General features: G+C 63.3%; 13 protein-coding genes and 5 tRNA genes. 5 read left to right on the top strand and 13 right to left on the bottom strand.

What is annotated here, in order from left to right:
* Nucleotides 1–32: 32 nt before the first annotated feature.
* The 10 genes from DOM56_RS14325 to DOM56_RS14275 form a co-directional block, all read right to left on the bottom strand.
* Entirely contained in the window at nt 33–1313 is a 1281-nt protein-coding gene (locus tag DOM56_RS14325; RefSeq protein WP_110602515.1) for a YeaH/YhbH family protein, read from the bottom strand.
* 109 nt (nt 1314–1422) lie between these two features.
* Complete coding sequence (locus tag DOM56_RS14320; protein ID WP_110602513.1) at nt 1423–3345, bottom strand: PrkA family serine protein kinase; 1923 nt, start codon at nt 3343–3345, stop codon at nt 1423–1425.
* Nucleotides 3346–3684: 339 nt separating this feature from the next.
* Entirely contained in the window at nt 3685–4734 is a 1050-nt protein-coding gene (locus DOM56_RS14315; RefSeq protein ID WP_110602511.1) for a low specificity L-threonine aldolase, read from the bottom strand.
* Between the two features lie 265 nt (nt 4735–4999).
* Nucleotides 5000–7012 (bottom strand): NADPH-dependent 2,4-dienoyl-CoA reductase, encoded by a 2013-nt coding sequence (locus tag DOM56_RS14305; protein WP_110709794.1) that lies wholly within the window; start codon nt 7010–7012, stop codon nt 5000–5002.
* 319 nt (nt 7013–7331) lie between these two features.
* Nucleotides 7332–7408: transfer RNA gene (locus DOM56_RS14300), tRNA-Asp, on the bottom strand.
* A gap of 4 nt (nt 7409–7412) precedes the next feature.
* Nucleotides 7413–7489, bottom strand: a tRNA-Val gene (locus DOM56_RS14295).
* Between the two features lie 45 nt (nt 7490–7534).
* Nucleotides 7535–7611 (bottom strand) — tRNA-Asp (locus DOM56_RS14290).
* 118 nt (nt 7612–7729) lie between these two features.
* A tRNA-Asp gene (locus tag DOM56_RS14285) sits at nt 7730–7806 on the bottom strand.
* A gap of 69 nt (nt 7807–7875) precedes the next feature.
* Nucleotides 7876–7951 (bottom strand) — tRNA-Val (locus tag DOM56_RS14280).
* Nucleotides 7952–8028: 77 nt separating this feature from the next.
* Complete coding sequence (locus DOM56_RS14275) at nt 8029–8733, bottom strand: alpha/beta family hydrolase (RefSeq protein WP_110709793.1); 705 nt, start codon at nt 8731–8733, stop codon at nt 8029–8031.
* 180 nt (nt 8734–8913) lie between these two features.
* Between DOM56_RS14275 and hpxO the strand changes: the two genes are divergently transcribed.
* Nucleotides 8914–10086 carry an FAD-dependent urate hydroxylase HpxO gene (gene hpxO, locus DOM56_RS14270; protein ID WP_110709792.1) on the top strand — a complete coding sequence of 391 codons (1173 nt, stop codon included), beginning with the start codon at nt 8914–8916 and terminating at the stop codon, nt 10084–10086.
* Between the two features lie 82 nt (nt 10087–10168).
* Here the strand turns inward: hpxO and ttcA are convergent, their stop codons facing one another.
* The 3 genes from ttcA to DOM56_RS14255 form a co-directional block, all read right to left on the bottom strand.
* Nucleotides 10169–11023 carry a tRNA 2-thiocytidine(32) synthetase TtcA gene (gene ttcA / locus DOM56_RS14265; RefSeq protein WP_110602503.1) on the bottom strand — a complete coding sequence of 285 codons (855 nt, stop codon included), beginning with the start codon at nt 11021–11023 and terminating at the stop codon, nt 10169–10171.
* Nucleotides 11024–11108: 85 nt separating this feature from the next.
* Complete coding sequence (locus DOM56_RS14260; protein ID WP_110709791.1) at nt 11109–11726, bottom strand: 3'-5' exonuclease; 618 nt, start codon at nt 11724–11726, stop codon at nt 11109–11111.
* An 11-nt stretch (nt 11727–11737) separates the two neighbouring features.
* Nucleotides 11738–13555: a putative nucleotidyltransferase substrate binding domain-containing protein gene (locus DOM56_RS14255; RefSeq protein WP_110709790.1), complete on the bottom strand. Its 1818-nt coding sequence runs from the start codon at nt 13553–13555 to the stop codon at nt 11738–11740.
* Nucleotides 13556–14340: 785 nt separating this feature from the next.
* Here DOM56_RS14255 and DOM56_RS14250 point away from each other — a divergent pair.
* The 4 genes from DOM56_RS14250 to DOM56_RS14235 form a co-directional block, all read left to right on the top strand.
* Nucleotides 14341–14601: a DUF4212 domain-containing protein gene (locus DOM56_RS14250; RefSeq protein ID WP_110602498.1), complete on the top strand. Its 261-nt coding sequence runs from the start codon at nt 14341–14343 to the stop codon at nt 14599–14601.
* A 6-nt stretch (nt 14602–14607) separates the two neighbouring features.
* On the top strand, nt 14608–16389 hold the full coding sequence (locus DOM56_RS14245) for a sodium:solute symporter family protein (protein ID WP_110709789.1): 1782 nt from the start codon (nt 14608–14610) through the stop codon (nt 16387–16389).
* A gap of 92 nt (nt 16390–16481) precedes the next feature.
* Entirely contained in the window at nt 16482–16997 is a 516-nt protein-coding gene (locus tag DOM56_RS14240) for a hypothetical protein (protein WP_110709788.1), read from the top strand.
* A 96-nt stretch (nt 16998–17093) separates the two neighbouring features.
* Nucleotides 17094–20946, top strand: a 3853-nt coding sequence (locus tag DOM56_RS14235; RefSeq protein WP_110709787.1) for a NahK/ErcS family hybrid sensor histidine kinase/response regulator, incomplete at its 3' end; no start/stop codon positions are given.

Here is a 20946-nt window from a genome sequence, read left to right as displayed (position 1 = left end):
CCTCGCTGCGTTACGTCACCAGGCCTCTGCGATCATCCCTTCGCCCGCTGGCGGAAGAGCTCACGGAAAACCGGGTAGATATCTTCCGCCTGGACGATCTGCTGCATGGCGAAGCGCTCGGGATAGGCCGCCCTGACCGAATCGTAGGCTTCCCACAGCGCCTGGTGGGCGTGAGGCGTGATCTCCACGTAGGTGAAATACTGCAACTTGCGCATCAGCGACTCGTCGAGCAACTCGAGACAGGTGGACGAGTCGTCGTCCCAGTTGTCGCCATCGCTGGCCTGCGCCACATAGAGATTCCACTGCTCCGGCGCGTAGCGCGCCTCGATGATGCTGTCGACCAGGGTCAATGCACTGGAAACGATGGTGCCGCCGGTCTCCCGGGAATAGAAGAACTCCTCCTCGTCGACCTCCTTGGCCACGGTATGGTGACGCACGAACACCAGCTCGACCTTCTCGTAATTGCGCTCGAGGAATAGATAGAGCAGCAGGAAGAAGCGTTTGCCGATGTCTTTGTGCGCCTGAGTCATCGACCCCGAGACATCCATGATGCAGAACATCACCGCCTGGTTCGATGGCATCGGCTGATGAGTGAGATGGTTGTAGCGCAGGTCGTAGGTATCCAGGAACGGGATCGCCTCGATCCGCTTTTCCAGTCGTTCGATCTCGGATTTCAGCTCGCTGACACGCGCCGGGTTACGCAGAACCGGGTCCTTGCGCTCCTCGGCTTCGAGCGCTTCCTGGGCCTCGCGCAAGGCGCGCTTCAGCGGCGCCCGCATGCCGATCCGCCGGGCCTGGGCCTCGCGCATCGAGCGCACGATATTGATCCGTGCCGGCACCCCCTCTTTGGAGATCCCCGCACGCACCGGTCGCGTTTCTTCCAATACCTGCAACTGCTTACGCTCGAGATGCGGCAGCTCCAGGCCGTCGAAGACGAAATCGAGAAACTCCTCCCGGGAGAGCGAGAACACGAACTCGTCCACGCCCTCGCCCTGATTGCCTGCCTGACCCTCGCCGCTACCCTGCCCACCGCCACCGCTGGGTCGCCTCAGCCGGTCGCCCTCGGCGAACTCCCTGTTGCCGGGACTCACGACCGTCCGCCGACCGCCCGGGCCGTGCTGAAACGAAGGTTCGGAAATATCCTTGGCGGGGATGGAGACTTTCTCGCCACGCTCCATGTCGGTGATGGAGCGCCGATTCACCGACTCTTCCACGGCCCGCTTAATGTGGGAGCGATAGCGCTGCAGGAACCGCTGACGATTCACGGCACTCTTGTTGCGCGCATTGGGGCGTCGATCGATGAAGTAGCTCATGGCACCTCCCGCAGACTGACTGCGACAGCGGCCGCCCGCCTATGGCCCCTGCCCCAAGGCGCGGAATCCGACCCGCGATCCCGCGCCGCTGACATCGACTCAAGATCGTTCAGTGCGACTTGCGCACCCGCAGATACCACTCCGACAGCAGCCGCACCTGCTTCTCGGTGTAACCGCGCTGCACCATGCGATCGACGAAATCCTCGTGCTTGCGCTGATCGGAGGCCGACGCCTTAGCGTTGAACGAGATCACTGGCAGCAGCTCCTCGGTGTTGGCGAACATCTTGTGCTCGATCACCCCGCGAAGTTTCTCGTACGACTGCCAGCTGGGGTTCATGCCATTGTTGTGCGCCCGCGCCCGCAGTACGAAGTTGACCACCTCATGGCGGAAATCCTTAGGATTCGAGATGCCGGCCGGCTTCTCGATCTTCTCGAGGTCCTCGTTGAGCGACTGCCGGTCGAACAGCTCTCCGGTCTCGGGATCGCGGTACTCCTGATCCTGAATCCAGAAATCGGCATAGGTCACGTAGCGGTCGAAGATGTTCTGGCCGTACTCGGTGTAGGACTCGAGGTAGGCGGTCTGGATCTCCTTGCCGATGAAATCGACGTAGCGCGGCGCCAGATACTCCTTGATGAAGCGCAGGTAGCGCTCGTGGGTCTCCTTCGGCAACTGTTCGCGCTCCAGCGCCTGCTCCAGCACGTAGAGCAGATGCACCGGATTGGCGGCGATCTCGTGAGCGTCGAAGTTGAACACCTTGGAGAGAATCTTGAACGCGAACCGCGTGGAGAGCCCATTCATGCCCTCGTCGACGCCAGCGGCGTCACGATACTCCTGGATCGACTTGGCCTTGGGATCGGTATCCTTCAGGTTCTCGCCGTCGTAGACGCGCATCTTGGAATAGATGCTCGAGTTCTCCGGCTCCTTGAGTCGCGAAAGTACCGAGAACTGCGCCAGCATGCGCAAGGTATCCGGCGCGCAAGGCGCCTCGTCGAGAGAGGAGTGCTCGAGCAGCTTCTGGTAGATCTTGATCTCCTCGGACACGCGCAGGCAGTAAGGCACCTTGACGATGTAGACGCGGTCGAGGAACGCCTCGTTGTTGCGATTGTTACGGAACTGCTGCCACTCGCTCTCGTTGGAGTGAGCCATGATGATGCCGTCGAAGGGGATCGCGCCCATGCCTTCGGTGGGGTTGTAGTTGCCTTCCTGGGTGGCCGTCAGCAGCGGATGCAGCACCTTGATCGGCGCCTTGAACATCTCGACGAACTCCATCAGCCCCTGGTTGGCCTTGCACAGGCCGCCGGAGAAGCTATAGGCGTCCGGGTCGTCCTGGGAATAGAGTTCCAGTTGGCGGATGTCGACCTTGCCCACCAGCGATGAGATGTCCTGATTGTTCTCGTCACCGGGCTCGGTCTTGGAGACCGCGATCTGGTTGAGGCGGGAGGGATGCAGACGCACCACCCGGAAACGCGACAGGTCGCCACCATACTCCTTGAGTCGCTTCGCCGCCCAGGGCGACATCGGCCCGCGCAGGTGACGCTGCGGGATGCTGTACTCCTTCTCGAGCAGCTCACCATCCTCTTCCGGCGAGAACAGCCCGAGGGGCGACTCGTAGACCGGCGAATCCTTGATCGCGTAGAACGGGACACGCTCCATCAGCAGCTTCAGGCGCTCGGCCAGCGATGACTTGCCGCCGCCAACCGGGCCCAGCAGGTAGAGGATCTGCTTGCGCTCCTCAAGCCCCTGGGCGGCGTGGCGGAAGTAGGCGACGATCTGCTCGATCGCCTCTTCCATGCCGTAGAACTCGGCGAAGGCGGGATAGCGGCGAATGACCTTGTTGGAGAAGATACGCGACAGACGGGAGTCCTTGGCCGTATCGATCGTCTCGGGCTCCCCGATGGCGTTCAGCATCCGCTCAGCAGCATTGGCGTAGACACGGGGATCCTTCCGGCACAGCTCTAGATATTCCTGCAGGCTCATCTCTTCCTGTTGAACCTGCTCGTAACGGCTCTGCACGTGATCGAAGATGCTCATGGAAGCCTCCTGGTCGTGACCCCCAACCGCTCAGGGCGAACGCCCTGCCAGCCGGGCTAGCTGACTATCAGCATAGACAGATGCACGAAGCGTCGGGAAGACTCTTTTTGCGAGTCTTTTCAACGCAGCGTCGGAATACACGCTTTAGAACACGCTACCACGATCCGGTTTCGATGCACGGGGAATTTGCATCGACAAAATGCGTCGATTCACGCAGGTATCGGTAACTCATAGAAAATCCGGGACAAATTCGCTCGCGAATCATCGCGCGGATGACGAGGCCCGGTCGGCGCCCGAGGGGCCCGGTCGGCGCCCGAGGGGGTCGGGCGCCGGCGCCCCTCAGGGCACCTCGAAGGCGGCGCGGGCATCGGCCAACAGCTGGTCGAGCAGCTCCGAGGTCGTGTTCCAGGAGCAGACGAAACGCGCCCCGCCGGCACCGATGAAGGTGTAGAACGTCCAGCCCTGGGCGCGCAACTGGGAGATGACCGGCTCCGGCAGGCTCACGAAGACGCTGTTGGCCTGGGTCGGGAACATCAGCGACGCGCCGGGAAGCGATGCCAGGCCGTCGGCGAGATAGCGTGCCATGGCGTTGGCGTGATCGGCATTGCGCCGCCAGGCACCGGATTCCAGCAGGCCCAGCCAGGGCGCGGCGATGAAGCGCATCTTGGAAGCCAGCTGCCCCGCCTGCTTGCAGCGATAGGCGAAATCCTCGGCCAGCTCCTTGTTGAAGAACAGGATCGCCTCGCCCATCGGTAAGCCGTTCTTGGTGCCGGAAAAGCAGAGTACGTCGACGCCTGCCTGCCAGGTCAGCTCGGCCGGGGAGGCATCCAGCGCACTGCAGGCATTGGCGAAACGCGCCCCGTCCATGTGCACGCGCAGATCGTACTTGTCCGCCACGGTGCGAATCGCCAGCAGCTCCTCGCGGGAATAGACCGTCCCCACTTCGGTGGCCTGAGTGATCGAGACCACTCGCGGCTTGGGGTAGTGGATATCGTTGCGCTTGACCACGAGACGCTCGATGCCCTCCGGCGTCAGCTTGCCGTTCTCACCCGGGCTGGTCAGCAACTTGGAGCCGTTGGAGAAAAACTCCGGCCCACCGCACTCGTCGGTCTCGATATGGGCCAGTTCGTGGCAGATCACGCTGTGATAACTCTGGCCCAGCGCCGCCAGCGAGAGCGAGTTGGCGGCAGTGCCGTTGAAGACGAAGAAGACGTCACAGTCGTAGTCGAAGAGTTCGCGGAAACGATCCGCGGCACGGTGAGTCCAGGCATCGTTGCCGTAGGCGAGATCGTCGCTGGCATTGGCCCGAATCAGGTAATCAAGCGCTTCCGGGCAGATGCCGGAGGTATTGTCGCTCGCCAGATAGCGAGGGTTACAGTCGGATGTCATCTGGGGGTCCTTGTACGATCCCTCCATCGAGAAAAGCGACTCGGGCCAGTCACGGCGTACAGAGTCCGCGTTTTCTGAGGGTCAGGCATCGCGGTCGATTCCACGGCGGCCTGAATAACAAGAAGCGCGATCCAGTCAGCGACGGGGTCGCCGTCGCCCGGCTCGCGCTCACTGGTGAACATCCGAGTCTAACATCTGCTCCTGACTATCGGCAGCGCGAGAGCCCTTCCCTCTCACGCTGACTCAACGCAAACCCGGCTCGCGCTCACAAGGTCGCCGCCAGCCGCACCCCCTGGTCGATGGCCCGCTTGGCATCGAGTTCCGCCGCCAGATCGGCGCCGCCGATACGATGAACTCGCGCCCCGGTTGCGACCAGCGCCTCATGGAGCGCCTGCTGCGACTCCTGCCCGGCGCAGATCACGATACTGTCGACCGCCAGTAGCCTGGACTCCCCCTCGACATCAAGGTGCAGACCGTCACTATCAATGCGCCGATAGACGCAGCCCGACAGCGTCTCGACATGCCGAGCCCGAAGCGCGGCCCGGTGGACCCAGCCGGTAGTCACCCCGAGCCCTGCGCCTGGCTTGCCGGTCTTGCGCTGCAGCAGCGTGATCTGTCGCGGCACCGTGGGCTTCAGCCGCGGCTTCAAGCCGCCGGCGTGCTCAACCGTCAAGTCGACGCCCCACTCGTCGCACCAACGCTCGATATCGAGCGCCGGATGCTCGGCATGCGCCAACAGTTCAGCGACATCGAAGCCTATGCCGCCGGCACCGATGATGGCGACGCGACGCCCGACGCGCTCCGGGTGCAGGATCGCCATGGGGTAGGAGACCACGCTGGGGTGGTCGCTGCCCTCCAGTTCGAGTTCGCGGGGCCTGACGCCGGTGGCGATGATGACCTCGTCGAACTCCCGCAACTGCTGGACATCGGCATCCGCGTTGAGGCGCAGCTCCACGCCCAGCAGCCCGAGCCGAGTCGAGAAATAGCGCAGCGTCTCGGCGAACTCCTCCTTCCCGGGTATGCGCTGCGCCAACCGGAACTGACCGCCAATCTGCGGATCGCGTTCGAAAAGCGTCACCCGATGGCCACGCTCGGCGCAGGCGGTGGCTGCGGCCAGGCCCGCCGGACCGGCCCCCACCACGGCGATGCGCTTGGGGGTGTCGGTCGGCGGTAGCGTCAGCTCCGTTTCATGACAGGCGCGCGGGTTGACCAGACAGGAAGTCAGCTTGCCCTGGAAAGTGTGGTCGAGACAGGCCTGATTGCAGGCGATACAGGTATTGATCTCCTCGACTCGACCCTGCTCGGCCTTGGCCATCCAGGCCGGATCGGCGAGAAAAGGACGTGCCATCGAGACCAGGTCGGCGTGCCCCTCGGCCAGTACCGCCTCTGCGATCGCCGGCATGTTGATACGATTGGTCGCGATCAACGGTATCGAAATCGCTTCGCGCACCGCCCGGCTGACCGGGACGAAAGCGGCACGCGGCACGCTGGTGACGATGGTCGGCACCCGCGCTTCATGCCAGCCGATACCGCTATTGATCACATCCGCACCGGCACGCTCGATCGCCAGCGCCAGCGCCACGACCTCGTCGCCGGTACTGCCCTCCTCCACCAGATCGATCATCGACAGCCGAAAGATCAACAGGAAATCCGGGCCACACGCGTCACGAACGCGACGCACGATCTCGGTGGCGAAGCGTTGCCGGCGCTGGCTATCGCCGCCCCAGGCGTCGTCGCGGTGGTTGGTCCGGCGGCACAGGAACTGATTGATCAGATATCCCTCCGACCCCATGATCTCGACGCCATCGTATCCCGCGCGCTGCGCCAGCTCGGCACAGCGCACGAAATCATCGACCTGCCGTTCGACCTCGCTGTCACTCAGCGCGCGTGGCGTGAAGCGGTTGATCGGCGCGGCGATCGCCGAAGGCGCTACCAGATCCGGAGAGTAGGCGTAGCGGCCCGCGTGCAGAATCTGCAGGCAGATATGCGCGCCGCGTGCTTGGACGGCTTCCACCACCGGGCGGTGCTGCTCGGCCTCGGCTTCGTCGGTGAGCTTGGCGGCGCCCTGGAAGACCGCCCCTTCAGGGTTGGGCGCAATGCCACCGGTGACGATCAGCCCCACCCCATGACGCGCCCGTTCCGCGTAGAACGCCGCCAGACGATCGAAGCCGTTCGGTGCTTCTTCCAGGTTGGTATGCATCGACCCCATCACCACGCGGTTGCGCAGCGTCAGCGAGCCAACTTGCAAAGGACGAAAGAGATTGGGAAAACGCGTCACGAATCGGATCCACTCATGTCGAGGCGCACACCGCCAGCAGCGGTTTCAAACGCACGTATGAGGGTCAGTGTAACGAAAACCGCAACGAGAGCCATTCCACCAAAGCGGTAGCACCGCATGGGGGATAGGGAGCACGGGGTTAGGGTGTATAAAGACAAGAAGAGGTGATGATTCGGCCGCCAGACGGGGCGAAACCATGGCATGGAATACGAGAGAGAATAAAAAACTTCAGAAGTTCGAGCGCGGGAAACCGCGATCATCGCGGCGGCGCCATACAGCGAGGCGTGGAACGTATCGAGTGCAGCAGAAGACGTCGATATGGCGGACCGGACGAGACTCGAACTCGCGACCTCCGGCGTGACAGGCCGGCATTCTAACCAACTGAACTACCGGTCCGCTATGGTGGGTGGTACGGGACTCGAACCTGTGACCCCCAGCATGTGAAGCTGGTGCTCTAACCAACTGAGCTAACCACCCAAACATCAAACGACTCAATACTACAAATACAACCAGTGCGAAGCGTGGCGGACCGGACGAGACTCGAACTCGCGACCTCCGGCGTGACAGGCCGGCATTCTAACCGACTGAACTACCGGTCCACTCTGTGCATCGAGAATTCATGCCGAAACACGGACCCCGATACGAACTACGCAACTAGCGAACTGCCCCACCTGCAACAACATCGCATACCTTGACGGCGTGAGAAAACTGCTGAAATGGCGGACCGGACGAGACTCGAACTCGCGACCTCCGGCGTGACAGGCCGGCATTCTAACCGACTGAACTACCGGTCCGCATATTCCAACGCTTTTCCCGCTACTGCGACTTGCAACACGTGATACCAGAGCATCATGAAACCATGATGGTGGGTGGTACAGGGTTCGAACCTGTGACCCCCAGCTTGTAAGGCTGGTGCTCTCCCAGCTGAGCTAACCACCCGTGGTCACGTGGCGCTGCATTCTACCTGTGACCGGTTGAAAGTCAACAGCTTTTCACCCCGCTTTTCTCCATCCGGATCATCCACTTGCACCGAGCCTCCGCGCCACGTGGCCGACAGCTTCGTCGATCAGTATCGACTGCGTGTGCGCAGCACGCTTGGGCACCTGCCAGTCATGGTCTCCACCCTCCATGAAGTGACACTCGACCTGCCCCGGCAGCCGATACCCTTCGACCTCGTCACGCCGCCCGAATGGATCGCGGGTCCCCTGGAACAGCAGCAGGGGACAGGCAATCTGCGGCCAGTGCTCGAGTCGCAAACGGGCCGGCTTGCCGGGAGGATGGAACGGGTATCCGAACAGGACCAACCCCGCCAGGTCGATCCGGGTCGCCAGCAGGCTAGCGACCCGGCCACCCATCGACTTGCCGCCGAACCACAGCGGCGTTTCCGCGTCCAGTTCCGTCAGCATCCGACGCCACGCGGCGAGCTCGTCCACCAGCGTCTCGATCCTCGGCGGGGGGCGCCGTCTGCCACTCCGACCCATGGCAGTCATGTAATCGAACTCCACCGCCACGACCTGGATGCCGAGCGCGGCCAGTCGCCGGCGCAACCGAACCAGGAACTCGGAATCGTGGCCCGCGCCCGCGCCGTGACAGAGAACGAGGCGCGCGGGCGTTGGCGCTCGTCCCTCCACGATGAATCCTCCCGAGGCAGTCTCGTGGCGCGAGCCATCGCCGGCCGCCAGCGCCTCGCGCAGCCTGTCGCTACCCTGGGTCTCCTGCATCGGCACAGTCACCGTATCGCCCCCCCTGTTGGCTTATCGGATCAATCAACACGCTACCCTGGCTGATGGCACGACACGACACTGCCAGCATTCCCAGCGGACGGGGTTTGTGCGTAGGATGACAAAACCTGATCGATCGGTCAGATTTTATCGAACCAACGACAACAACCAGGATAAACCATGACGCTCAACGTTCTCGTCATCGGCGCCGGTATGGGCGGACTCACCGCGGCGCTGGCCCTGCAGGAATCGGGACACCGGGTCGAGGTGGTCGACCGGGTCTCCGAACTGCGCCCGGTAGGTGCCGCCATCTCGGTCTGGTCCAACGGCGTCAAGGTGCTCAAGGCCCTGGGCGTGGGCGACGCCATCGAGCAGGCCAGCGGCCGCATGGATGCCATGGCGTATCACGGCAAGGATGGCGCCCCGCTGACGCGGTTCAGCCTGCAGCCGCTCTATGACCAGGTCGGCCAGCGCGCCTGCCCCATCGCCCGGGCGACCCTCCAGCAGTTGCTTCTGGACGCCGTCGGCGAAGACAACGTCACCCTAGGGCTGGCATGTACCGACTTCCGGACCACCGACAGCGGCGTCACCGCCGAATTCGCCGACGGCTCGACCCGCCAGGCGGACCTGATCGTGATCGCCGACGGCACCCACTCGGCGCTGCGCGAACGCGCCCTCGGCAGGCCTGTCGAGCGGCGCTACTGCGGCTACGTCAACTGGAACGTCCGCGTGGCTGCCACGCCGGACCTGGCACCGCTCGAGAGCTGGGTCCAGTACGTCGGTGACCACCAGCGCGTCTCGATGATGCCGATGAGCGGCGATCCCGCCACCCCGGAATTCTACTGCTTCTTCGACGTGCCCCTGCCGATCGACACACCGAACGACCCGATGCGTTACCGCGACGAACTGGCACGCCACTTCGCCGGCTGGGCAGAGCCGGTGCAGAAGTTGATCGCGCGTTTCGATCCCGCGGCCATGGCCCGCGTCGAAATTCACGACATCGAACCGCTCGAGACGGTCGTCGGCGAAAGCGCGGCGATCCTGGGCGATGCGGCCCACGGCATGGCCCCGGACCTGGGCCAGGGCGGCTGCCAGGCGATGGAGGATGCCTGGGTGCTGGCGCGGGCGCTGGATGATGCCGACGGCGATGTAGCGAAGGCATTGAAGGCCTACGACGGCGCCCGGGTCGAGCGAGTCGGGGAGATCGTCAGCCGTGCCCGCAAGCGCGCCGAAACCACTCACGGCGCCGACCCTGACGCCACACGGGCGTGGTACGCCGAACTGGCAGGCGAGGACGGCAGTCACATCATGGCGGGAATGAGCAAGACGATACTGGGCGGCCCGTTGGGATAAATTCGGCTCCAAAAACGCCAGCCACAACGTCGAAGGCCCGCCGGAAACTCTCCCCGGCAGGCCTTCGGCAATCCGCAATCGCTCAGGCTTCGCGAGCGAGCAGGTCGAACGTGTCGATCCGCGTCTCCTGCATCTGGCGCTGCTTGGCTTCCAGGCCCTCGAAATCGAACAGGTTGCGATCGGCAAGCTGCGAGGGTGCGACGTTGGTCACCGCCTTGAACATGGTTTCCAGGCGCCCGGGGTGCTTGGCCTCCCACTCCGCCAGCATCTCCTTGACCACCTGACGCTGCAGGTTGGGCTGGGAACCGCACAGGTTGCAGGGGATGATCGGAAACGCCATCTGGCGGGAGAACTCGGCGATATCGGCTTCGCGACAGTACGCCAGCGGACGGATGACGATGTTCTTGCCATCGTCCGACAGCAGCTTGGGCGGCATCGACTTGAGCGAACCACCGAAGAACATGTTGAGAAACAGAGTCTCGAGGATGTCCTCGCGGTGATGACCCAGCGCTACCTTGGTCGCACCGATCTCCTCGGCGAAACCGTATAGCGAGCCACGGCGAAGGCGCGAGCAGAGCGCGCAGGTGGTCTTGCCTTCGGGTGTCTTCTCCTTGACCACCGAGTAGGTGTCACGCTCCAGGATGTGGTAACCCACCCCCTTGGCATCGAGATACTCGGGCAGCACGTGCTCAGGGAAGCCGGGCTGCTTCTGATCGAGATTGACCGCCACCAGTTCGAAGTCGACCGGCGCGTTGCGCTGCAGATTCATCAGAATCTCCAGCATGGTGTAGGAGTCCTTGCCGCCGGAAAGGCAGACCATCACCTTGTCGCCGTCATGGATCATCCCGTAGTCGATGATCGCATTGCCGACCTGGCGACGCAGCCGCTTCTGCAGCTTGTTGAACTCGTATTTCTGGGTACCGGTAGATGCTTGCATGGGTCGAATGACACACAGGGATATGAAGGCGTGCTCATGCTATCACCGCGCCCGGCGACTTGCGATGCCATGGCCTGACGGGTCTCTAGCGAGCCACCAGCGCGCCCTGCTTCAGACGGATGTACATCAGGGCCGTGGTCACCGCATCGCCAAGGGCGGTATGACGGCCCATCACCGGCACCCCGAGAGCCTCGGCGGCCGCCTCGAAACTCACTGCCGGCTCCCGTTGCGGCCGCGTCCGATGCATCTCGCGCCGGTATATCCGTGCCATGTCGAGGCTGGGGTTGGGCAGGCCGAAGCCGAACAGCGGCCGCAACTGGCGATCGATCACGGCCAGGTCGTAATCGATACACCAACCCAGCAGCGGACGGTTGCCGACGAAGTCCAGGAACTTCTCCAGCGCTTCGCCCAGCGCCTCGCCATCATCCAGGTCGACACCGCGCAAGCGATGGATCTTGATGGAATCGCCGTTCAGGCTGGCCGGCGGCTGGAGGCGTAGATCCAGGGCCCCGCTGGTCAGCACTCGCTCGCCCTCGAAGGCCACCGCAGCGATCGAGATCAGCTCGGCGCGCCGGGTGTCGAGGCCGGTGGTCTCGCAGTCGATGGCCACCATCTCGTCGCCGGCGTAGGCGCCGAACAGCCTGCCGTAGCGGCCATCGGCCTGGCGGCGCCGGTCGGCAGCACGGCGTAGCGAACGTATCATCGCACTCCTCGTCAGTACTCGAGATGGAAGCGGTGCGTCAGGCGCTGCTGGAAGTCCTTGACGATGTGCAGCGCCTCACGCAGCAGATCGCGCTCCAGCGAGGAGAGGCTCTGAACCATGATCAGATTGGGTTCGTCGCTGCTCTGCCGACCGTCGAGTTGCGCCAGTTGCCGTTTGAGGCGCAGTTCGATGAACAGCGCCAGCGCCTCGCCCAGATCCGCGGCGAAATCCGCTTCCAGCCGCCCCTGGCCGGCAAGCGCCTCCAGCCGGGCCAGGGTCGATGTCGCGGTGATGCGGCACTCCAGCGCCAAGGTACGGACCCCATGCACGATCGGGAAAATGCCGCCCTTCTTGATGTCGATACCATGCCGGGGCTTCCTGAGCGAACCGAACAGGGTCAACGGCGCGGAGAAGTGCAGCGCCGCGCGGGCGAAGTGCGACAGCAGCAGCTCATCGTGGGCACAGCTGTCGAAGAGATGCCTGCGCAGGCGCTCCAGCAAGCGAGTGTCGCCGGCCACGCCGTGAGCGTCCATCATGATGGCGAGGTTCATCAACGAGGTACCGTCGCGACGTTCGGCCCAGCGCGTGATCGCCGTCCGCCATCCGCTTTCACTGTTCACCCAGGCCGGGTTGGACACCATGATGTTGCCCGGACATGGCGGATAGCCCAACGTGCAGAGCGTTTCGGTGACGCGCTGCATGACGGCGGCGCACTCCGGCCAGTCAATGCCGTCGGCGACGATCAGGGCATTGTCCTGATCGGTCTTGAGGATCTGTTCGCCACGACCTTCACTGCCCATGACCATCAGGCAGCTCCGGGCACGATGGTGCGGCTGGGTGAGGAACTGGAAGGCCTTCTCGACGATGCGCCCGTTGAGCGCCGCCAGCAGGTCCATGACGAAGCGGAGCTTGACCCCCTGAGCCATCAGCGTCTGGACCAGACCCGGCAGTTTCGCGCTGGCGTGAGCCAGTTTCTCGACGGTGTCGGCCTGCTCGAGCTCCAGTCCGACCATGTAGGAGTGGCTCGAGAAATAGCTGAGCAGGTCGGTCAGCTCGACCACGCCGACTGGACGACCCTGCTCGACCACCACCACCCGGGCCACCCGATGCCGAGTCATCTGTACCAGCGCGTCGAACAAGTACTGATCGGGACCGGCGGAGACCAGCTCGAAGTGGGCGATGGTGACGACCGGGCACTCCTGTGTCGCGCCTTCCATCACCAACGCATTGAGCAAGTCGGTTTTGGTCACCACGCCGAATCGGCGGCCCTCGCCTACCAGCAGACTATCCGCGTGGCTCTCGTTGAGTCGGGCGACCGCCGCGGCAATGGTAGTGACGGCATCGACGATCACCGGCGCCCGCATGCATTCGCTGATTCGCGCGAGCATGAACCCTGCCATGTTCACGCCACTCTCGATGCGACGCTCGGCCAGCAGCCGGGTCTTTTGCACCAGCCCATGGCGAAAGAAGTCGGCGAAAGCCGGGTAATCGTCGCAGAGGCGCTCGAACAGCGCCTTGGGTATCACGTAGCAGAGACTCTCCTGCTCCGCCTTGAAGCGGTATCGACTGGTGCCGTTGAGGATGCTGATGGCCCCGAACAGGTCGCCTGCCGTGTAGTGGGCGATGCGCGAATGGCTGGCCGGCGCGTGCGGATCGAACTCGGCAACCTCGCCCTTGTGGATGATGAAGACGAACTCGCCGGGCTGACCGGCTTCGAGCACGACCTCGTCGCTGTCGAAGTAGGCCATATCGGCGCCACGCGCCACCCGTTCGCGCCCGCGGTCGTCGAGCAGCGTAAAAGGCAACTGGGAAAGATCGATGTCGACCATCAGGCGGCCCCCGCCCCAACGCCGCCGTACTCCGGCCGGCTGCGCTGCGGTGAATGATTCGAGTGGCGATCACGACACGACTCCAGGCTCCGCCGGTCGGGCCGGGATGCCTCGCCAGGGCCCGCTCGCGCTATCGTCATCTTGGCCAAGTCAATTCCCCCTGAAAAAGGCGTAGCGAGCCTGACGACAGGAGAACGGCAACTATCAATTCACTGTCGTAGAATTCTATTCCCGCCACCGTCAACTCGCGACTGACTTTTGGCCCCGGTCCCGCTCAGCAAGAGATCATCAGGGTTTGGCATCGCAATACGTAAATGGATGAAGACGACTTTCCTCGGCCGATAACTGCCACCCGAATTTGACACCATTATTGTCCTGAACACACAGACTTTCGTTGCAGAATGCCGGCATGTCTTGAAGGCAGCGCGGGGCCACTCTTGCTCATATTTAACCGGCTAATAATACATAGCCACCACTGTCACGCCCGATACTAAGGTAGGGTAATCAACATCTTGTTTTCATTAATCAATGTTGCTATCAAGTGACTCAGGGAATCACATGCCGACAATCCATCTCGCCACAAGACCAATAACTCAAATAAAGTGCAACTTTAGTCGCTACACCAACTGTGATCGAAAAGCGCCGACCGGGCTATTCGCCCAGCGCTGGATTCGTGCACCTGTGAATCACTCAGAATAAATGTGGTTTGTGGACGAGCGATTGTTTTGCCGAATACTCATAAACGAAGAGCCACCTCCCCCCTTAACGATGCGGAGAACGATAATATGGCAGATGACAAATCCAAAGCTGCTGCCTATTGGAAGGCGAATCTTCGCCTGATAACCGGCTGCCTGATCGTCTGGGCACTGGTCTCCTACGGCTGCGCGATCCTGCTACGCCCCTTGCTGGCCGGCATCTCCGTCGGCGGCACCGATCTGGGCTTCTGGTTCGCCCAGCAGGGATCCATTCTGGTCTTCATCGGCTTGATCTTCTTCTATGCCTGGAAGATGAACCGGCTGGACAAAAAATTCGGTCTCGGGGAGTAAGTCGGCATGAGCCAATTCGCGATCAACGTTCTCTTTGTCGGCGGCTCCTTTGCTATCTACATCGGCATTGCGATCTGGGCCAAGGCCGGTTCGACCAGGGACTTCTACGTCGCTGGCGGCGGCGTTCACCCGATCACCAACGGCATGGCGATCGGTGCCGACTGGATGTCCGCCGCTTCGTTCATTTCCATGGCGGGTATCATCGCCTCGGCAGGCTACGGCGCCTCCACCTTTCTGATGGGCTGGACCGGTGGCTATGTCCTGCTGGCCCTACTGCTGGCCCCCTACCTGCGCAAGTTCGGCAAGTTCACCGTTCCCGAGTTCATCGGCGATCGCTTTTACAGCAAGCCGGCACGAATGGTAGCGGTGGTCTGCTTGATCGTCGCTTCGCTCACCTACGTCATCGGTCAGATGGCCGGCGCCGGGGTGGCCTTCTCGCGCTTTCTGGAGGTCGATGCGACGACCGGCCTCATCATCGCCGCCATCGTCGTGTTCTTCTATTCGGTCCTCGGGGGCATGAAGGGCATCACCTATACCCAGGTGGCTCAGTACATCGTGCTGATCGTCGCCTATACCATCCCGGCAGTGTTCATCTCGCTGGAGCTGACCGACAACCCGATCCCGCCGCTCGGCCTGTTCTCCGATCACAGCGCCTCCGGCGAGCCGCTGCTGTCCAAGCTCAACGAGGTCGTGACGGCGCTGGGCTTCAACGAATACACTGCGATGGTCGACAACAAGCTGAACATGGTGCTGTTCACGCTATCGCTGATGATCGGTACCGCGGGGCTGCCGCACGTCATCATGCGCTTCTTCACGGTGCCCAAGGTCGCCGACGCACGCTGGTCCGCCGGCTGGGCACTGGTCTTCATCGGCCTGCTCTACCTGACGGCGCCGGCCGTGGCCTCGATGGCCCGACTCAACCTGGTGACCACCATCTACCCGGACATGGCCGCCCAGGTCCAGAACTACGAGGATGCCGCCGCCAACCCCATCGCCTATGCAGATCGTCCCGACTGGATTCGCACCTGGGAGGAGACCGGGCTGATCACCTTCGACGACAAGAACAACGACGGCAAGATCCAGCTCTACAACAATGCCGCCGACTTCTCCGACCGCGGCTGGCGAGGCAACGAACTCGAGGTCAGCAACGACATTCTGGTACTGGCCAACCCTGAAATCGCGAACCTGCCCGGCTGGGTGGTCGGTCTGATCGCGGCGGGAGGCCTGGCTGCAGCGCTGTCCACCGCGGCAGGTCTGCTGCTGGCGATCTCCTCGGCGATCAGTCATGACCTGATCAAGGGGGCGATCAATCCGAAGATCACCGAAAAAGGCGAACTGCGGGCGGCGCGAATCTCGATGTCCGTGGCGATCGTGGTGGCGACCTATCTCGGCGTGAACCCGCCCGGATTCGCCGCCCAGGTCGTGGCACTGGCCTTCGGTATCGCCGCCGCCTCGCTGTTCCCGGCGCTGATGATGGGGATCTTCTCCAAGCGGATCAACAACAAGGGGGCCATCGCCGGCATGCTCTCGGGGCTGGTCTTCACCCTGGTCTACATCTTCGTCTACAAGGGCTGGTTCTTCATTCCCGACACCAACAACCTGGCCGACGTCGAGGCCAACTGGGTGCTGGGCATCTCGCCGCTATCGATCGGCGCCGTCGGCGCGATCCTCAACTTCGTGGTGGCCTACCTGGTCTCCAGCGTCACCGAGGAGCCACCCCAGGAGATTCAGGATCTGGTGGAAAGCGTACGCTATCCCAAGGGGGCTGGTGTCGCGATCGATCACTAGGCGACAATGCCATCCTGACCAACCAGGCTGACGGGTTTCAATCGAATCGGGCTTCCCAGCGGGAAGCCCGATTCTTTGCGCAAGGAATCACCATGATATGGCATTTGGTCGCGGCAGCCTCGGCCGGCCTGGGCGCCGCCGGCGTAGCGCTATTGTTGCGTTCTCTCAGCGGTGGACGGCTGCCTCGCTGGATCATTCCCGCGTGTGCGGGGTTGGGCCTGCTGGCCTACCAGATCAGCTACGAGTACGGCTGGTATGAAGCCAAGCGCGAGCAGTTGCCCCAGTCGGCGGCCGTGGTGTCGACCGAGAAGAGCCGGATGCCGTGGCGCCCGTGGACCTATCTCTATCCGCTGACCACGGCGTTCAGCGTGGTGGATCGTGACAAACTGGTGACCTCGCAAGCCGACGGCGAGCGCCTCGTCGAGTTCGTCCTCTATCGTTTCGAAATGCAGTATCGCGACGTGCTGACCCACCAGGCGTACCTGGTCAACTGCAGCACCCGCGAACGCGTTCCGCTCGTCGGCGATGATCGCCGGCCCGACATCGATCGTCTGCGTCATCTCTCGGACGACGACTCGCAACTCGAAACGGTATGCTCCAGGGGTTGATGCAACACGCGGCACCACTGTCGGGCCGCGCCGGGTCGTGGCGACCCACTGGGCCGAAATGGCTCGAGGATGGCTTCAGGTCAAGGGAGAGAGTTCATGTTTGAAGGCGGGTTGTTGATCATCGTGGCGCTGCTCTACGTGGCCACGCTGTTCGCGATTGCCTGGCGAGGGGATCGCCATGCCAGGCGTCATGGCCCTGCCAGCCGCCGGCCGATCGTCTACAGTCTGGCGCTGGCCGTCTACTGCACCTCCTGGACCTTTTACGGCAGCGTGGGTCAGGCCGCGACTTCCGGCTGGTCGTTCGCCAGCATCTTCGTCGGCCCGGTGCTTGCCTTCCTGCTGTTCTGGCCGGTCATCACCAAGATGATCCGCGTCGCCAAGCGCCAGAACGTCACCTCGATCGCCGACTTCATCGCGTCCCGCTACGGCAAGTCGCAGTCACTGGCGGCGTTCGCCAGCCTGATCGCGCTGATCGGCACCCTGCCGTACATCGCACTGCAACTGAAGGCGGTCTCCACCGCCTTCCGGGTCATGACCAGCGACGGCCACGCGGTGAAAGCACCGATCGTCGACGACACCGCCTTCTACATCACCATCTTCATGGCGGCATTCGCGATTCTCTTCGGTACCCGGGACACCAACGCCACCGAGCACCACGAAGGGCTGATCCAGGCCATCGCCTTCGAATCGGTGGTCAAGCTGCTGGTCTTCCTGGTCCTGGGTGCCTACGTTACCTGGGGCATGTTCGACGGGCTCGGCGAACTGCTGACGCGCGCCGACACCTACCTGAAACTGCAGCAGCAGTTGACCGAGCAGAACTTCGACACCAGCTTCTGGACCCAGACATTGCTGGCGATGCTGGCGGTCTTCTGCCTGCCTCGCCAGTTCCATATCACCGTGGTCGAGAACACCCATACCGACGATGCCAAGCGGGCGCGCTGGCTCTTTCCGATCTACCTGATCGCCATCGGCTTCTTCGTCCTGCCGCTGGCCGCGGCGGGTCTCTCGCTGTTCGCCGGCGAGGACCTGGCCCCGGACAGCTATGTGCTCGCCCTGCCGATCGTCGCCGACCAACCGTGGCTGGCGATGATGACCTTCGTCGGCGGCCTCTCGGCGGCGACCGGCATGGTGATCATGGCGGTCGTCTCCAACGCCATCATGATCTCCAACGAGATCCTGCTGCCGGCGCTGTTCCGGCTACGCTGGTTCGAGAAGAAGCCGCGCGACTACGGCCGTCTGGTGCTGCGCGCTCGACGCCTCACCATCGTCGTCATTCTCGCCCTGGCCTATCTCTTCTACCAGTTGGTCGCCGAATACAGCTCGCTGGCCGCCACCGGCCTGCTCTCCCTTGCCGCCATAGCGCAGTTCGCTCCCGCGGTGCTGGGCGGGCTCTACTGGAAGCGCGGCAATCGCCTGGGCGTGGTGACCGGGCTCAATGTCGGTTTCGCCATCTGGGCCTATACCCTGCTGATGCCGGCGCTGATCCAGGCCGGGCTGCTACCGGAAGCGTGGCTGGTGGGCGGGCCGCTGGGCGTGGAGTGGCTCTCGCCGCTGCACCTGTTCGGGCTCAACGTCACCGACAGTTTTGCCCACGGTGCCATGCTGTCGCTGGGCTTCAACCTGTTCTTCTACATATTCATCTCGCAGCTGACGCCCCAGCGAGTGGTCGAGCGCATCCAGGCGTCGCTGTTCGTCGACAGTATCGAGACCCGCCAGACCACGGTCAATCGCCCCTGGACCGGTGCGACCACCATGGGCGACCTCAAGGTGCTGTGCGAACGGTTCCTGGGCAAGTCGCAGGTCGAGCGGGCCTTCGAGGACTACGCCCGGCGCAACGCCAAGCCGGTGGACAACAACACCCGCGCCTCGATCGACGTCATTCAGTTCACCGAGCGCCTGCTGGCGTCGGTCCTCGGCGCCTCGTCATCGCGAATCGTGGTCAACTCGGCGCTCCAGGGCCGCGGCATCGGCATCTCCGACGTTATCTCGATCGTCGACGAGGCGTCCCAGGTGCTGGAGTTCAACCGCGCCCTGCTCCAGGCGACCATCGAGAACATCAACCAGGGTATCGGGGTGGTCGACCAGAACCTCAACCTGGTGGTGTGGAATCAGCGCTACCTGGAGATCTTCCGCTTCCCCGACAACCTGATCCGCGTCGGCACGCCGATGGAGAAGGTGTTCCGCTACAACGCCCACAACGGCGAGTACGGTCCCGGCGATCCGGAGGAGCATGTCGAGCAGCTGATCGAGAACATCAGAAGCGGCCAGCCCCACCGCTACGAGCGCTACCGCCCCGACGGTTCGGTGCTGGAAGTGCTGGGCAACCCGATGCCGGGAGGCGGGTTCGTCTACACCTACCAGGACATCACCCAGCAGAAGCGCACCGAGGAGGCGCTGATCCGCTCGGAGAGCAACATCCGCATCTATACCGACAACGTGCCGGCATTGATCGCCTACTTCGACAAGGAGTGCCGCTACCTCTTCACCAACCGCGCCTACGAAGCGGCCATGGGGATCGACCGCAACGCCGTGATCGGGGAGCGAGCGGACAACGTGCTGCCGGCCCAGACGGCACGGCAGCGCACGCCGTGGATGAAACGCGCCCTGGGCGGGGAGCGGGTCACTTTCGAGATATCGCTCGACGATGGCGACGGCGGCGTCCGCTACATGCTGGTGACCTACACACCTCATTTCGGCGAAGGCGGGCGCATTCTGGGCTTCTTCGCCCTTTACCAGGACATCACCGAGCGCCGACTGGCCGAGATCGCCCTGCGCGAGACCAACGAGAACCTGGAGGAGCGCGTGCGCGAGCGTACCCAGGCGCTGTCCGAGGCCAACGCGGCGCTACGTCAGGAGAACCGGGTCCGCGCCGAGGCCGAACAGGCGCTGCGCCAGGCCAAGCAGACCGCCGAGGATGCCAACGCCTCCAAAACCCGCTTCCTCGCCGCCGCCAGTCACGACCTGCTGCAGCCGCTGAACGCCGCTCGGCTGTTCACCTCGGCGCTCGGACAGCAGATCGATCAACCCGACCACAGCCGAACCATTGGTCACATCGACAACTCCTTGCAGGCTGCCGAGGAGCTGCTGGGCACGCTGCTCGATATCTCCAAGCTCGATGCCGGCGCACTCACCCCGCGTCGCAGCCAGTTCCCGCTGGCCGACATCCTGAGGCCGTTGCGTGCCGAATTCGAGGTCATGGCGGACGATCGCGGCCTCGATCTCGACATGGTCTCCACCAGCCTGTGGGTCGACAGCGACGCCCAGATGCTGCGCCGCATCGTCCAGAATTTTCTTTCCAACGCCCTGCGTTACACCCAGCAAGGCCGCGTCCTGCTGGGCTGCCGGCGCCATGCCGAGCGCATAGTGATCGAGGTCTGGGACACCGGACCCGGGATCCCGGAGTCAAAGCTGAGCGAGATCTTCCAGGAGTTCCGCCGCCTCGATCAGGCCTCCCGTCACAAGGAGAGCGAACGTGGGCTGGGGCTTGGTCTGTCGATCGCCGAACGCATGAGCCGGGTGCTGGATCATCCGATCCTGGTCCGCTCCCGAGTCGGCATGGGCACCGTCTTTTCGGTATCCGTGCCGCTGGTGGCCGGACGACGAGGCGCCGCCGCCCCGGAGGAGAAGGCGCCCGGCAGACGTGCCAGCAACAAGCTGGTGGGCACTCGCATCCTCTGTATCGACAACGAACGCCTGATCCTCGAGGGCATGAAGGCGATGCTCGAAGGCTGGGAGTGCGAGGTCTATACCGCCACTTCCATCGGCGGTGCCAAGTCGGCGATCCGCAACATGGGCGGCGACCCGGATGCGATCCTGGCGGACTACCATCTCGACAACGAAGTCACCGGCATGATGGCGCTGGAGGCGCTGGAAGAGCTCTGCGAGCAAGCCGTGCCGGGAATCGTCATCACCGCCGATCGCACCGAAGAAGTCGCCGAGGAGATCAAGC

It is taken from the genome of Salinicola sp. CR57 (assembly GCF_003206585.1).
GTDB classification, from domain to species: Bacteria; Pseudomonadota; Gammaproteobacteria; order Pseudomonadales; family Halomonadaceae; genus Salinicola; species Salinicola lusitanus.
This window is presented reverse-complemented; position numbering and strand designations above follow the sequence as displayed.

Coding starts and splice junctions, on each gene's coding strand:
- DOM56_RS14325 (WP_110602515.1), bottom strand. CDS start 1,313: ATGAGCTACTTCATCGATCGACGCCCCAATGCGCGCAACAAGAGTGCC.
- DOM56_RS14320 (WP_110602513.1), bottom strand. CDS start 3,345: ATGAGCATCTTCGATCACGTGCAGAGCCGTTACGAGCAGGTTCAACAG.
- DOM56_RS14315 (WP_110602511.1), bottom strand. CDS start 4,734: ATGACATCCGACTGTAACCCTCGCTATCTGGCGAGCGACAATACCTCC.
- DOM56_RS14275 (WP_110709793.1), bottom strand. CDS start 8,733: ATGCAGGAGACCCAGGGTAGCGACAGGCTGCGCGAGGCGCTGGCGGCC.
- hpxO (WP_110709792.1), top strand. CDS start 8,914: ATGACGCTCAACGTTCTCGTCATCGGCGCCGGTATGGGCGGACTCACC.
- ttcA (WP_110602503.1), bottom strand. CDS start 11,023: ATGCAAGCATCTACCGGTACCCAGAAATACGAGTTCAACAAGCTGCAG.
- DOM56_RS14260 (WP_110709791.1), bottom strand. CDS start 11,726: ATGATACGTTCGCTACGCCGTGCTGCCGACCGGCGCCGCCAGGCCGAT.
- DOM56_RS14255 (WP_110709790.1), bottom strand. CDS start 13,555: ATGGTCGACATCGATCTTTCCCAGTTGCCTTTTACGCTGCTCGACGAC.
- DOM56_RS14250 (WP_110602498.1), top strand. CDS start 14,341: ATGGCAGATGACAAATCCAAAGCTGCTGCCTATTGGAAGGCGAATCTT.
- DOM56_RS14245 (WP_110709789.1), top strand. CDS start 14,608: ATGAGCCAATTCGCGATCAACGTTCTCTTTGTCGGCGGCTCCTTTGCT.
- DOM56_RS14240 (WP_110709788.1), top strand. CDS start 16,482: ATGATATGGCATTTGGTCGCGGCAGCCTCGGCCGGCCTGGGCGCCGCC.